At 62.2% G+C, this 13,645-nt stretch carries 14 protein-coding genes; 10 read left to right on the forward strand and 4 right to left on the reverse strand.

The annotated features are described in order from the left end of the window. The first annotated feature begins 193 nt into the window (after positions 1-193). Genes ACE03M_RS08185 through ACE03M_RS08200 form a run of 4 tightly spaced genes read left to right on the forward strand, consistent with a single transcriptional unit; the run spans position 194 to position 4,084 of the window. Positions 194-1,186 (forward strand): Bug family tripartite tricarboxylate transporter substrate binding protein, encoded by a 993-nt coding sequence (locus tag ACE03M_RS08185; protein ID WP_485933488.1) that lies wholly within the window; start codon positions 194-196, stop codon positions 1,184-1,186. Further along, a complete protein-coding gene (locus ACE03M_RS08190) occupies positions 1,183-1,731 on the forward strand; it encodes a tripartite tricarboxylate transporter TctB family protein (protein WP_485933489.1) in 549 nt (182 codons plus the stop codon). The genes ACE03M_RS08185 and ACE03M_RS08190 overlap by 4 nt, the downstream gene beginning before the upstream one ends. Next, positions 1,728-3,263: a tripartite tricarboxylate transporter permease gene (locus ACE03M_RS08195; protein ID WP_485933490.1), complete on the forward strand. Its 1,536-nt coding sequence runs from the start codon at positions 1,728-1,730 to the stop codon at positions 3,261-3,263. Before ACE03M_RS08190 ends, ACE03M_RS08195 begins: the two co-directional genes overlap by 4 nt. After that, positions 3,242-4,084 carry an urea carboxylase-associated family protein gene (locus ACE03M_RS08200; RefSeq protein ID WP_485933491.1) on the forward strand — a complete coding sequence of 281 codons (843 nt, stop codon included), beginning with the start codon at positions 3,242-3,244 and terminating at the stop codon, positions 4,082-4,084. Before ACE03M_RS08195 ends, ACE03M_RS08200 begins: the two co-directional genes overlap by 22 nt. Positions 4,085-4,086: 2 nt before the next feature. Here the strand turns inward: ACE03M_RS08200 and ACE03M_RS08205 are convergent, their stop codons facing one another. After that, entirely contained in the window at positions 4,087-5,367 is a 1,281-nt protein-coding gene (locus tag ACE03M_RS08205; protein WP_485933492.1) for an MFS transporter, read from the reverse strand. A gap of 48 nt (positions 5,368-5,415) precedes the next feature. Between ACE03M_RS08205 and ACE03M_RS08210 the strand changes: the two genes are divergently transcribed. After that, the gene (locus ACE03M_RS08210) at positions 5,416-5,745 is read left to right on the forward strand and encodes an ArsR/SmtB family transcription factor (protein WP_143923590.1); all 330 of its coding nucleotides are present in this window, start codon (positions 5,416-5,418) and stop codon (positions 5,743-5,745) included. 6 nt (positions 5,746-5,751) lie between these two features. On the opposite strand, the gene ACE03M_RS08215 is transcribed toward ACE03M_RS08210, so the two are convergent. After that, positions 5,752-6,549, reverse strand: coding sequence for an ArsR/SmtB family transcription factor (locus tag ACE03M_RS08215; RefSeq protein WP_143923589.1), 798 nt, complete (start codon positions 6,547-6,549; stop codon positions 5,752-5,754). A gap of 129 nt (positions 6,550-6,678) precedes the next feature. Here ACE03M_RS08215 and ACE03M_RS08220 point away from each other — a divergent pair, with 129 nt between their 5' ends. From ACE03M_RS08220 to ACE03M_RS08230, 3 genes are all read left to right on the forward strand, one after another. Further along, on the forward strand, positions 6,679-7,593 hold the full coding sequence (locus ACE03M_RS08220) for an arylamine N-acetyltransferase family protein (protein ID WP_485933494.1): 915 nt from the start codon (positions 6,679-6,681) through the stop codon (positions 7,591-7,593). An 86-nt stretch (positions 7,594-7,679) separates the two neighbouring features. Continuing rightward, the gene (locus ACE03M_RS08225; protein WP_485933495.1) at positions 7,680-8,513 is read left to right on the forward strand and encodes a helix-turn-helix transcriptional regulator; all 834 of its coding nucleotides are present in this window, start codon (positions 7,680-7,682) and stop codon (positions 8,511-8,513) included. Positions 8,514-8,647: 134 nt separating this feature from the next. Then, positions 8,648-9,067, forward strand: coding sequence for a VOC family protein (locus ACE03M_RS08230; RefSeq protein ID WP_485933497.1), 420 nt, complete (start codon positions 8,648-8,650; stop codon positions 9,065-9,067). Here the strand turns inward: ACE03M_RS08230 and ACE03M_RS08235 are convergent. Then, the gene (locus ACE03M_RS08235; protein WP_485933498.1) at positions 9,058-9,666 is read right to left on the reverse strand and encodes a TetR/AcrR family transcriptional regulator; all 609 of its coding nucleotides are present in this window, start codon (positions 9,664-9,666) and stop codon (positions 9,058-9,060) included. The two genes, ACE03M_RS08230 and ACE03M_RS08235, sit on opposite strands and share 10 nt — an antisense overlap. A 226-nt stretch (positions 9,667-9,892) precedes the next feature. Here ACE03M_RS08235 and ACE03M_RS08240 point away from each other — a divergent pair, with 226 nt between their 5' ends. Continuing rightward, positions 9,893-10,435, forward strand: a complete 543-nt coding sequence (locus ACE03M_RS08240; protein ID WP_485933500.1) for a hypothetical protein — start codon at positions 9,893-9,895, stop codon at positions 10,433-10,435. A 37-nt stretch (positions 10,436-10,472) separates the two neighbouring features. On the opposite strand, the gene ACE03M_RS08245 is transcribed toward ACE03M_RS08240, so the two are convergent. Next, complete coding sequence (locus ACE03M_RS08245) at positions 10,473-11,642, reverse strand: GAF domain-containing protein (RefSeq protein ID WP_485933501.1); 1,170 nt, start codon at positions 11,640-11,642, stop codon at positions 10,473-10,475. 113 nt (positions 11,643-11,755) lie between these two features. On the opposite strand from ACE03M_RS08245, the gene ACE03M_RS08250 reads away from it, so the two are divergent. Beyond that, complete coding sequence (locus tag ACE03M_RS08250; RefSeq protein ID WP_485933502.1) at positions 11,756-13,576, forward strand: flavin-containing monooxygenase; 1,821 nt, start codon at positions 11,756-11,758, stop codon at positions 13,574-13,576. Positions 13,577-13,645: the final 69 nt, after the last annotated feature.

Here is a 13,645-nt window from a genome sequence, read left to right on the forward strand (position 1 = left end):
ACGGTCACCGCCGAAGTCGTCTCAGTCTCCGACTCCCGAATTCCGGCACTGGCTGTCGCCGGTTCAGGCGACTCATCTCATATTCGCAACATTCATTGAGAACCCACCTTGTTGACTGCTAGCGTCGAACGCTATGTTCACTACGCTGTTCGCGCCGATGCGAACACCAGCTTCTTTGCCGCCGAATCGTCCGATGCGAAAGCCCTTGGCCGCCGTAGTTGCGCTGATGACTCTCATGTCGACGACTGCATGTATGCCCGACATCGATCGCAACGAGGGGTTTCCACCACCACAGGTCACTGCCATTGCAGCCGGATCGCCAGGGGGCGGACTCGACCTGACCGCGCGGATGACGAAGGACGGACTCGAAGCCGCCGGCGTCGGCAGCCTGATGACGATTGAGAACATGGGCGGAGGCGGCGGCAACCCTGCCCGTGCGGCCATCCTCCAGCGTGAAAATGACGGGACCAGCGTGGTCTTCGAATCCAATCGTGTCTTTCTGTCGCACATCACCGGGACCACCGACATGTCACTTGACGACTTCACCCCGATCGCCCAGCTGACCACCGACTATGAAGTCTGGCTGGCCAGGTCCGACTCGGAGTTCGACTCACCCGAGAAGGTCCTCGACAGCGTCAAGGACGATCCCAAGTCCGTGAAGTTCGGCATCGGCACCGTCCCCAGCGATGACCAGCTCAATGTGCTCCGACCGGCCAGTGAATACGGCATCGACGACCTGGCGTCGTTGAAGCTGGTTGCATTCTCCGACGGAGGCGACCTCAACAACGAACTTCTGGGTGGTCGCGTTGACGTTGCCTCGACAGGACTCTCTGAAGCGATGGAGCTCGTCGAATCCGGCGACGTCGAGATCATCGCCGTTTCAGCGCCGAAGACTCTCACCGACGGCCCGGCCAAGGGAGCACCGACCTGGCACGACCTCGACATGGACATCACGATCAACCACTGGCGCGGCGTCTTCGGTCCCGCCGGAATGTCGGACGAAGCCGTTGGATGGTGGCAGGCCTCCCTCAAGAGCAGCGTCGAGTCGGAAGAATTCAAGGACCAAGCAGACGCCTTGGGCATCGACCCCGCATACATGCCGGGTGACGAATGGTTGGATTCGGTCATTCTGCCTGAGAAGAAGGAATCGACCGAAGTGCTCGAAAAGGTGGGATTGGCAAAATGACATCTGAACCGACGCTGATCGAGACGCCGCGCGAAGCGGGGTCGAAGACAGAGAGCACCGCCCTATCGACGGGCATCGCCGCAGTAGTCCTCGGCGCCATCGCCGTCTTCTATCTGGTCAACGCTCTGCTGCTGCCGAACACGGGGACCGACGAAGGAATCGGGCCCAGAGCCTTCCCTGTCGTCGTCGCCATCGTCCTGACCTGCACCACCGCACTCGGCGTGCTCACCCTGCTTCGCGGACGCGTCGAGGTGCAGCCGGTATCGAAGATGGAGCTGGCGCGAGTCGCCATCTGCATCGTGCTGTTCGCACTCTTCACTGCGTCGATCTTCCTCATCGGATTCGCCGAGGCGGCTGCCATATTCTCGGTCCTGACCTCCACATTCGTCTTCGGGGTCAGGCCGTCACTCAAGCGCACTGCGTGGCTGCTGGCCGTGGGCCTGGTCATCGGCCTGGTGCTCTTCCTCGTCTTCGACGTGTGGTTGAACGTGCTCCTGCCCGTCGGTTGGATCGAGTACCTGCTCTTCGGAGGACTGAACCTATGAGCTCCTGGACCGACCTGCTGGGCGCGCTGGGGTCGATCACCACGTCGCCGATCCTGCTTCTCGTCATCCTCCTCGGCGTGCTCATCGGGACCGTCGCCGGTCTCCTCCCCGGGGTCGGACCCTCGACGGCGATTGCACTGCTTCTGCCCGTGGCGATCACCATGCCCGCCGAACTGTCTCTGCCGCTGATGGTGTCGTTGTATCTCGGCGCCGAATACGGTGGTCGGATCTCGGCGATCCTGCTCAACATCCCGGGCGACCCCGGCGCGATCATGACCACGCTTGATGGACACCCGATGGCTCTCAAGGGCAGAGCAGCCACAGCCCTGACGATCTCAGCCCTCGCTTCGTTCGTGGGCAGCCTTCTCGCGTTTCTGGGGCTGGCATTCATCGCAGGGCCGATGTCCGAGCTGGGGTTGGCATTCGGCCCGGCCGCCTACTTCGCCGTGGTCGTCATGGCCCTCGTTCTCAGCGCCACGCTGGTGGGAAATGCTCCGATGCTCGGTCTGACCGCTGTGGTCATCGGTGTCGCGATCTCCACGGTCGGCATCGAACTCCAATCTGGGCTGCCGCGATTCACGTTCGGCACGTTCACGCTGCTGGAAGGCGTCGAACCGATCGTAGCGATCATCGGAGTCTTCGGAGTCGGTGAGATCCTTGCCAGTACAATGATGGGCAACACCGGCCAGGGTCTGTCCCGCCTCAGTGGCCGCTTCTTCCCGACCAAAGGCGAACTCAGACAGGGAACTCTGCCGAGCCTGCGCGGCTCGGTCATCGGATTCGTCTCCGGAGTCCTTCCAGGAGCGGGGACGACGATCTCGGCATTCTTCTCCTACGGTCTGGAGAAGCGGCTGGCACCCGCCTCCGCGGGAATGGGCAAGGGGGCAGTGCGAGGACTCGTCGCACCCGAAGCTGCGAACAACGCTGCTGTGTCCGGGTCGATGGTTCCGCTGCTGACTCTGGGCATCCCCGGGTCAGGAACGACCGCGGTGCTGCTGGCCTATCTGATGATGTACGGGCTCGACCCCGGACCGGGGTTTTTCGACGCCAATCCCGTTTTAGGCTGGACGATCATCGGCGCGCTCCTGATCAGCGCCATCCTCGGCGTGATCATCAACATTGCGGCCTCCCCGCTCCTGGCCAAAATCCTCGCGATTCCCATGCCGTATATGGCACCGGTGATCCTCATGCTGGCTCTCATCTCGTGCTATAGCATCCACAACTCGGCAACCGATGTCTACATTGCGCTGGGCTTCGGTGTTCTGGGCTACGTGATGCGTCTGGTCGGAATGTCACTGGCGCTGCTGGTCATCGGACTGGTCCTGGGAGAAATGCTCGAACGCAACTTGCAGCAGGCCCTCGGCCTGACTGGTGGAGACTTCGGGGCAGTCATCTCGCAGCCGATCGTGATGGTGTTTCTGGCCATCGCTGTCCTCTCTCTGCTGACAGCATTGCCGTGGAAGCGGATATTAGGGAAGCAGATGGCCAACGCCCAAGGAAAGGACACCAAATGTCGCAGCAACCGCGACTGACCGAGGCCGCCTATCAGGGCCCAGCCCTCGAAGTCGATCGTGACTTCTATCGGCCCATCGGTGAGCAGACCGAACGGCGCGAAGTCGTCGGGGAGTTCACTATCCCGATCCGTTCGGGACAGGCTTGGGAGGTACCAGCCGGTCATGTCTGTCGGATCTCCACCGTTGAGGGGCCGCAGGTCGGGGACCTCAACCTGTGGAATCGGCACGATCCTCGGGAGAGGTTCTGGGCATCGCGGACCCGTCAGCTGCAGGCGGCACACGTCTCGACGTTCGACCGGCTGTGGTCGACACTGCCGTTCCTGCGCCCCATGGCCACGATCGTCGGCGACACTTTGGCTGACTATGGCACAGATTCCGAGGGCGGTCGCCTCCACGACACTCTCGGCACGCGTTGTGATCCCTATGTCTCCACGATGCTCAACAGCGTCGACTTCGACTATCACTGTCACTCGAATCTTGTCCGAGCCATTCTCCCGTTCGGACTGACGGAGTTCGACGTCCACGATGTCCTCAACGTCTTCCAATGCACGGGTCTGAACGACAAAGACGAATATTTCATGAAGACCTGTCCTGCCCAACAGGGTGACCATTTCGAATTCTTCGCGGAGCAGGATCTGTTGGCAGCACTCTCGACCTGTCCTGGGGGAGACCTGTCCAAGCCGATGTTCGGCGAGGACAACGAGGACCCTGTCGAGAACTGTCACCCACTCAAGGTCACCGTCTATGCGTTGCCGGAGGGCCTCCTCGGCGACTGGAGGGAACCGAACTCACCGAATTATCGGGGCGGGCACGGGCTGAAGCCCCAGCCCTGGGGGTGAACTTAAGCGCTCTGGGTGCCGGCCGAGTTTAGGCGTCCGCCGCTGAACCAGCGCAGGAGTGCCGCGCAGAGGGCAAGGAATGCCACGAAGCCGCCGTACCAGCATGCGGTTGCGAAGAGTCCGATGGCGGGGACGAGGATCCCGGCGATGACGACCGGAAGGCCGAATGCCAGATAGCAGACGACGAAGACTGCGGCCATCACCTCGGCGTTGGCCTCCGGCTTCACGACTGCCTGGATGGTCTTCAGAGCACCCGGGAAGGCCGTGCCGAAGCCGGTTCCGGTGATGATGACGGCGAGGCAGTACAGTTCCGGCGAGGTGAGGGTCAGGGCCACCAGGGTGAGAGTGCTGCCGACGGCGAGTGAGATCGTGCCGTAGAGGGTCACGGTGCGCGCGGATCGGTTGCGCATGAAGAATCCGGCCAGTCCTCCGGAACCGGCGAGCATCGTGACGACGAGTCCGCTGACGAGGTGGGAACTCGTATGGAACTCGGTGGTGATGATGTTTGAGCCGAGGGAGAGGTACAAGCCTCCCGTGGCCCAGCCGGCGACGAAGGCAGGCACGGCGAACAGGAACGCCTTGCGGACTTCCCGGGGCAGAGCCGCGCGCGGCAGCAAAGATGCCCAGGCTCCTCGTCGTCGGGCCGAGGTCTCCGGCAGGACCCAGACGATGATGGCCAACAGCAGATATGTTCCCACGAGGGTTCCGAAGACCACCGCGGCGCCGCTGCTCACGACGAGTGCGGCGAGAGTTGCTCCGGCGAACAGTCCGCCGATGGCTAGGCCAGCCATTGCCGAAATCGCGTTCCATGACGAGGCTGATCCTGGCTTGTGCGGCAGTTCCAGGTCGACGACCGTCGCCGAGAGGGTCGACAGCAGAATTCCGCTGGCAATTCCTTGGATGACTCGGGAGAGGATCAGTGCTGCAGCGCTGTCGGCATGCCAGAACATAAACATGCTGATGGCGAGCACGACGAACGCCGCGCAGATGACGGGGCGGCGTCCGATGTGATCGGAGAGTGCGCCTGCAGTGAGCAGTGCCGCCAGCAATGCCACGGCGTAAGCGGCGAACACCACCGTGATCATCACCGGAGCAAAGCCGAAATCGGCCTGGATGACAGGGTAGAACGGCGACGGAGCGCTGGCTCCGGCCATCATCGCCGAGGTGGCGATCAGGACTAGGCGCAGACGCCAGCGCTCGCGTGACCACCAAACATAGGTGGGTGCCGGCTGAACCGCGGAGACAGAAGCCTCCTCCATAGTGTTCGAAACTTTTGGAACCATTCTTGGAGGTTATACGACATTCTCAAACAGTTCAACTATTATCGAACTATGGTTGCTAACGAAAAACTGCCGCATCCCGATCGTGAGGACATCGAACTGACGTCTGTGCTCTTCGCGCTGAGCGACGAGGCCAGACTCGCTCTGGTTCAGCAGCTTAAGGAGGGTCCAATGGACATGGCGAACTGCTCGGCACTGGATCCGAGCGCACCGAAGTCCACGCGTTCGCATCAGGTCAAGGTGCTGCGCGAAGCCGGCGTCATCATCAGTGAACTGCACGGCCGGAACCGCCGCTTGACGCTGCGGCGGGACGACATCGATGCGCGCTTCCCGGGCTTGCTGGAGTCCGTGCTGCAGGCGGAGTCTGCGCTGCAGGAGTGACGGTGCTCAGCGCACCGCCATGTCCCAGCTGTCGTCGGGCAGTGCCTGACCGGTCTCCAGGTAGGACTTGAGCCCGGCGAGAACCGCGGGCCAGCCTTTCGAGATTCCGGTGTGCAGACTGGAATCGGCGAAGTTCGTGTGGGTGACGGTCAGTTTCACCACTTCGCCGGACTGCTCGATGAGGTATGAGGCAACGGAGCCCTCGTCGTCGAGATCCTGGTCGATGGGTTGGAAGGTGAAGACGAGTTTTTTCGGTGGATCGGTCTCGAGGATCTTGCCCCAGACATCGGCTTTGCCGTCCGGTCCGCCTTTGTGGTGAGCCCATGACGACCCGACCTGCCAGTCGGAGACAACGGCGACATCGTCCCAGTACAGGCGCGTGATCTCGGGGTCGGTGAGCGCGTCCCAGACCTGCTGCGGAGTGGCTCGGATATAGGTGACATAGACGAAATCGGGAAATTCTTCGGTGGTGGTCATGGCTGTCTCCTCGGCTCTTCTCTTGACGGCGTCGATGACGTCGAAGTGGTGCTGGTCGAACTCGCGGGTCCATCGATTCTGCATCTCATGGATCGGGTGCGAGTTCAGGTAGTGTCGTCGTTCTCTTCCGTGTCGGACGATCGTGACCAGGTCGGCGTCGACGAGCAGATTCAAGTGCTGTGTCACTGACTGTCTGGCCATCGAGAGTCCTTCGCAGAGCTCGCTCAGTGACTGCCCATCCTCTTGGCGGAGGACGTCAAGGAGTCGTCGGCGGGTTGAGTCGGCGAGGGCTTTGAACACTTTGTCGAGTGTGTCGGCGTCGGTCACATCTCTAATATGCAGGCATTTGCCTGCATATGTCAATAGGGTGGCGGCATCAAACCGCAATAGGGTTCCCAGCCCCCTCAGTCATAGGATCGAATCAGACAATGACAGGAACCCCAAGGAGGTCGTCACATGACGCACGCTTCGCTTCTCAGCCGTTATGCGGATCGGCTCGGATTGAGTGATTCTGCCCCCGAATTGCATCGACGTGCTCAGGGATCCTGTGCGCAGACTGTCGAACTTCTCGACGAGATCCTGGTCGCGCACACGCACTCGATCTGCTTTGAGAATCTCGACGTCGTTGCCTTTCGCGCCAGGGGAGACCTCAAGGCCGTTGCCATCGATGTCGACGTAGCCGCGGGCAAACTGCTCACTGATGGTCGGGGCGGATACTGCCACGAGCATGCGTCACTCATCCGCGGGGTCGTCACCGATCTGGGTCTGAGGGCACACCCGATTCTGGCCCGAGTCCACCTCGGCGACGGGCAGACGGCACCGGGAGCACTGACTCACCAGGCGACCATCGTCGACCTCGACGGCCGTCGTTTTCTCATTGATTCCGGCTTCGGCGGGGGAACACCGGAAGCTGCGCTCGAGCTCTCCGAATCCGCTGCGGCGAGAATGACGTCCCACGGCGAACACCGACTTGTCCCCGCCAGGTCTGTTCTCACACCTCAGCTGCGCGCCGACAGCGACTGGGTGCTCCAATCACGAGCAAGAGATGACCAGGACTTTCGCACCGTCTATGCGTTCAGCGAAGTCCCTCGCCAGCAGGCCGATCTGGACCTGGCGAACTGGTTCACCTCGACGAAACCCGGGTCGCGGTTCACCGGTCCGCCGATCCTCGCTCTGCCGCTGCCCGAAGGCGGCAGGGTCACTTTGGAGGGGCGCCGACTGCGGCGCATGATCGGCGGTGCGCGACCCGACCGACACGAACGGACCCTGTCTGATGCCACGGAATTCGCCGAGGTGCTGTCGACTGAATTCGGACTCGACCTCGACAGGGAATTCACGGATCTGGTGTGGAGCGCGACCGCTGAGGGGTGAAGTGCCCGGTCTGAGGATCTGCGGGCAGACCTGAACAGCGGCCGGTGGGCCAAGCCAGTGTCAGACCCCGGGTCTACACTGCTGTCATGTCCGCGGCGACTCGGGATGACCTCATTCGCAGGCCACACCCGCGCCTGTGCCCCTTCGTGGGTGACTATGTCGCCTACGACGTTTCGGGCGTCCCCGCCGGGACACATCTCGGGCTGCCATCGGGCACCTTGACGTTCATCGTCTCCATCGACGAACCGCTGCACCAATACGACGCGGCAACCGAGTGCACCGAGTCGTTCGACGTACTGCTCGCGGGCCTGCATCTGCGGCCGACCCTCATCAGGCATAACGGCGCAATGGCCGGAATTCAGATCAACTTCACCCCCTTCGCTCCTCGCATCCTCTTCGACACCCCTGCCGTCGACCTCGCTCATCGCACGCACGATCTTGCCGAGATCGCACGACCCATCGCCGCCGAGCTGCACGGGCGCGTCAACGAAGCCACGACCTGGTCTGCCCGCTTCGATGCCATCGACGAGGTCCTCGTGCGCGCCGTTCACGAAGGCACCCAGCCTCGGCCCGAGGTGGTCAGCTCCTGGCAGCTGATCGCCCGCAGCCACGGCGGGCTGCCCGTCTCTCTCGTGGCGGATCGGATCGGTTGGAGCAGACGCCACCTCAACGGAGTGTTCCGTGCAGAATTCGGCATCGGACCTAAGGAGGCGGCGCGGGTCATGCGATTCGATCAGGCGAGACGAATGATCTCGGCGCAGTCTCGGACGTTGGCAGATATCGCCGCGACCTGCGGTTATGCCGACCAATCCCATCTCAACCGCGACTTCCGACTGCTCGCCGGCACCAGTCCGTCCCTGTGGCTGACCGAGGACCCCATGGTGCGGCAGGACCGGGAACGACGTCCGCTGGATCGGTAAGCGCCGCCTCGGCGAGTGTCGGTGCAGCTGCACCCTTTGTCTCCGCGGCCCGCGCAGTTCCCAAATGTCCAAGCCGCCGAGGTGGCGCCGGGTCCACGATGGTGTGGACCGATACGACGAAGAAGGGACACATCATGTCAACGACCACCGGAGCCAATGTCTGGCCCACATTCCGCTACCGAGATGCGAAGGCCGCGATCGCGTTCCTACAGGACGCCTTCGGCTTCGAAGTCGTCGCTGAGTACACGAACGCCGATGTCCCGCAGCGAGTCGATCACGCTGAACTGCGTTGGCCAGAAGGTGGGGGAGTCATGCTCGGCTCCACGCGTGACGACGGCGGTGTCATGACGAAGACCGGAGTCGCAGCAGGCTCGGTATACATCGCCACAGGCCGAGTCGAGGAGCTCTATCAACGCGCGATCGCGGCCGGTGCCACGAAGGTCATGGGGCTGAGTGAACAGGACTATGGGTCCAAGGACTTCAGCGTCACCGACTCCGAAGGGGTGCTGTGGAGCTTCGGGACCTATCGGGGTGCGGGCGCAGATCAGGAGTGATCCCCGAGCACAGCGTCGGCCGCAACGTAGAGAGTCTGCTTCTCCAGCTGCGAGAGTGAGTCCTCAGCGGGCAGAGCTCGTTCGAGGGCGATTCCATTGAGGACGGTGCATAGGAAGCGCGCAAGGCGTGGGATGTCGCCTCGGTCGGGGACCCCACCCTCATCAGCGAGCACACGCAGCCAATCCTCTGTTCTCCGTTGCCCATCACGCTGAATAGCGAGGTACGTCTCGCGTACCTGCTCGTTCTGGTCCGCGACGATGAAGGCAGTGCTGACCGCCGTCATCGCCTCGCGTGCTTCAGCTCCGGCTCTGGCCGCTGCCAGCACCTGAAGAAGGCACTCGACGAGCCGATCTCGAGCGGGAATCGTCGAGTTGTGGATGTCGGTGTCCGCCAACATCCAGTCATAGGCGCGCCGCATGACTTCGTCCCGCAGCGCCTGCTGGGTGGGGAAGTGGTGGCGCAGCGACCCTGTACTCACCCCGACTCGCGCAGCGATCGCACGCACACTCAGCTTCGCTGTCACGCCGTCTTCGGTGATGATGTCTGCAGCCGCGGCGAGTATTCGCTCGCGGGTGTTCGAGTCCTCACGTTCACTCATTCACATACCGGCTTCTTCTCTGCGATTCCTCCAAGCAACACACTGTGTTAGTGTACTGGTGTTTCCACCAACACACTGTGTTGGTCCTGTGTCTAGGGCCAGGGAGGGCACCCAGATGTTCAAGCAATGGCGCCGACAGCGAGCAGTCAGACGGATAGAGGCCGGAGACGGAAGACTCTTGAAGAGATTCCGTTGGTGGCAACTGCTGGGTCGGTCACTCTTTCACTTGGAAATCGCCGATTCGACTGGTCGCTGCAGTGAATACTCAGTGGACGTGCGGCAGTGGAAGACGGACGAGAACGGCTACGTGAAGGTGTTTCTCTATCGCAATGGCCTCCAGCACGCAGTATCCCGGGCCCCCGCAGTCTTCCCGGTCGAGGGCGGAGCGATTGAAGTTGCCGCCAGCAATTTCGGATTGAAGCGCTGCCACTTCGTGTCCGATGCCGGAGTTGAACGGCAAATGCACCCCGATGTTCATTCCGCAGAAGGCCGCCGAGCCCGTTTCGACGAGCGCCGGCCACAACTGAGCCGGCTGATCGGAATAGTCTCAATTGTTGCGCTGCTGGTGGGCGTCGGCCTGCTGCTGCAGCAGATCGCCGTGCCGATCTTGAGAATTCCGCCGATTGCTGAACAGATCGGGCCCGTCGAGCCGTTGATCCACCTTCCCCTATGGCTGTCGATCGGTCTGGGTCTCGTTGCCGCGCTCGCCAGCACGGAAAGAGCACTGCGCATGCGCTATCGGTGGTGGCTCGACGCGGCTGGAAACTGATCCTGCACGTGCTTTCTCACCTGCGGGTCATGCTGGATTACGCGCGTCTCGCGCTGACGCCCTCTGCCCAGCGATAAGGCTGAGTCGCAAGAAGCGCGCCGATCGAGCGGCGGAGGCGGGAGACTTCTGCACGCACCGTGACCAGATGCTCGGCATCGCCGTAGAGCGTGCGACTGAGATCGGCAGCGCTGATTCCAGAAGGCCCCGCCGAGGTGATCGCGGCGAGGATCTGCGCACGCCGTGGCGTGAGCGGAACGGTGAGCGGATCACCGCCGGAGTTGATCTCGAGCACCGCCGGTTGGCTTGTCTGTCGCAGCGTGACCGAGACTTGTGCATCGTCGACAGTCTCTGCTGGTCTCAACAGCCACCCGCCGGTGATCTTCTCCGGCAGGCACAGTCCAGCGCCGGGGATGAGGATCGTGCGGTCAGGTGCCGGCACTTCGATCCGATCGCGGCTGCGCACACCCTGCTGATAGGCGACCCATCCATCGTCGTCGACGACCAGCGCAGGACCGTGACTGCCGCTGAGGACAATGGACATGCGATTCCGCAAACTGCTCAGCTGCTCCTGCTGGATGAGCGAGAGCCTCGCCTGCGCCAGGTGAACGGCAGTCGTGACCAGAGACTGAACAGCAGGATGAAGAGTGAGTGCCGGCCCGCTGATGTCCACGACTCCGAGGAGCCTGCCGTCTACTGGGCCATGGATGGGAACCGCACTGCAGTACCAGGGGTGCTGTGACGTTTCGAAGTGCTCGGCGGAGAACAGCTGAACTGGAGCTTCCTCGGCCAGAGCTGTGCCGATGGCATTCGTGCCCACCTTGGACTCGGACCAGTGGGCGCCTTCGGCGAATCCGAGAACATCAGCCTGACGTCTGGCCGCGGTGGCTCCGTCGCGCCACAAGATCACGCCCTCGGCATCGGCGACGACGAGGATGAAGCTGCTGGCATCGGGCATCCTCAGAAGCACAGATTTCAGTTCTTCGACGATCAGGCGAAGCTTCGATCTGTGCCTACGGGACTCGACGTCCGCCTCGGCGGAGAAGATTCTGCGATTGTCACCAGCCGGGTCAAGACCCAGGCGCAGCATTCGGTCCCACGAGCGCGCAACGAGCGCTCGCGGTTGCTTCGGCGGTGAACCGCCGGTGATCACGGCATCGTGAATGCGTGTCAGATCTCTGGCGAGATGCGCCAGATCCGGCTGAGGCATATGACGAGTATAGGTGCGGTCGTCGGCACTGACCATGCAACTCGATGCAACTCTTCCGCGGCTGTTCTTGGCGGGATAGCTTGAGGACACACAGCTCAACGAAGAGGAGTGACATGACAACGACAATTGATCGCACACAGCTCACCGCCGATGACATTGCGACCGAGTGGCTCAGCAGCTTCGAATCTGCACTGCGGGTGCGTGACATCGAAGCAGCAGTGGGACTGTTCGCCACCACGAGTTACTGGAGGGATCTCGTGTCTTTCACGTGGAACCTCAATACGGTGGAGAACCATGACGGGGTCAGGGACATGTTGACCGTGAACGCGGACCGGGTCTCGCCATCCGATTTCGAGCTCAGCGATCCCGCCACCACCGCCGACGGAGTCACCGAAGCATGGTTCACCTTCGCCACCTCTGTCGGCCGCGGCAAGGGTCTGGTGCGACTCATCGACGAGGACGGGACCAAAGCATGGACCATGCTCACCTCGTTGCAAGAATTGACAGGTTATGAAGAACCTCGCGGAGACCGGCGGGTCAAGGGAGCCGAACACGGCGTCGATCCTGCGCGGAAGAGCTGGTCGGAGAAGCTTGCAGAGGAGGACGCAGCCTGGGGAGACACCGCGCAGCCGTATACTCTCGTCGTCGGCGGGGGACAGGGCGGCATTGCGCTCGGCGCTCGCCTGCGTCAGATGGGAGTCCCGGCGCTCGTCATCGATCGGTGGGAACGGCCGGGAGACCAGTGGCGTTCACGGTACAAGTCGCTGTGCCTGCACGACCCCGTGTGGTACGACCACCTGCCCTATCTCAAATTCCCCGATAACTGGCCCGTATTCGCGCCCAAGGACAAGATTGCCGATTGGTTGGAGTTCTACACCAAGGTGATGGAGATTCCTTACTGGTCATCGACGACTGCGAACTCGGCGAGGTATGACGAGGAGGCCAAAAAGTGGACGGTGGAAGTCGACCGCGACGGTAAGAATGTGACGCTCAACCCGGCGCACCTGGTAATGGCCACGGGGATGTCGGGCAAACCGAATGTCCCATCCTTCCCTGGTGCCGACATATTCAGAGGAGAGCAGCAGCATTCCTCGCAGCACCGGGGTCCCGACGCCTATACGGGCAAGAAGGTCGTCGTCATCGGCAGCAACAACTCCGCCTTCGACATCTGCGGCGCTCTTTACGAACACGGGGCCGATGTCACGATGGTGCAGCGCTCTAGCACACACATCGTCAAAAGCGACTCCCTCATGGAGATCGGGCTCGGCGACCTCTACTCGGAGAAGGCGCTGGCCAACGGCGTGACGACCGAGAAGGCGGACCTGATCTTCGCTTCCTTGCCGTATCGGATCATGCACGAATTCCAGATTCCGCTCTACGACCAGATGAAGGAACGCGACAAGGATTTCTACCAGCGCATGGAAGACGCCGGTTTCGATCTCGACTTCGGCGACGACGAGTCCGGGCTCTTCCTCAAGTACCTGCGCCGCGGCTCGGGCTACTACATCGACGTCGGTTCGGCAGAACTCGTCGCCGACGGCAAGGTGAAGCTGGCCAAGGGAGACGTCGATCATCTGACCGAGACCTCTGTGGTCCTCGCCGATGGGACCGAGCTGCCTGCGGACCTCGTCGTCTATGCCACCGGATATGGGTCAATGAACGGCTGGGTGGCCGACCTCGTCGATCAGGAGACGGCGGACAAAGTGGGCAAATGCTGGGGCCTGGGCTCGGACACTGCCAAGGACCCCGGCCCATGGGAGGGCGAGGAGCGGAACATGTGGAAGCCCACTCAGCAGGAGAACCTGTGGTTCATGGGCGGCAATCTTCACCAGTCGCGGCACTACTCGCTGTACTTGGGGCTCCAGCTCAAGGCTCGATTTGAGGGGTTGGATACCCCGGTGTACGGGGTGCAGGAGGTGCACCACCTGAGCTGAGGCGACGGGAGGCGGACTTCGTAAGTGCTGAGGCGCCTGGGAATGTTTGAGTGGGGAGGGCTGCGTGAA

The sequence above is a fragment of the Brevibacterium sp. AGC70 genome, from assembly GCF_057334195.1.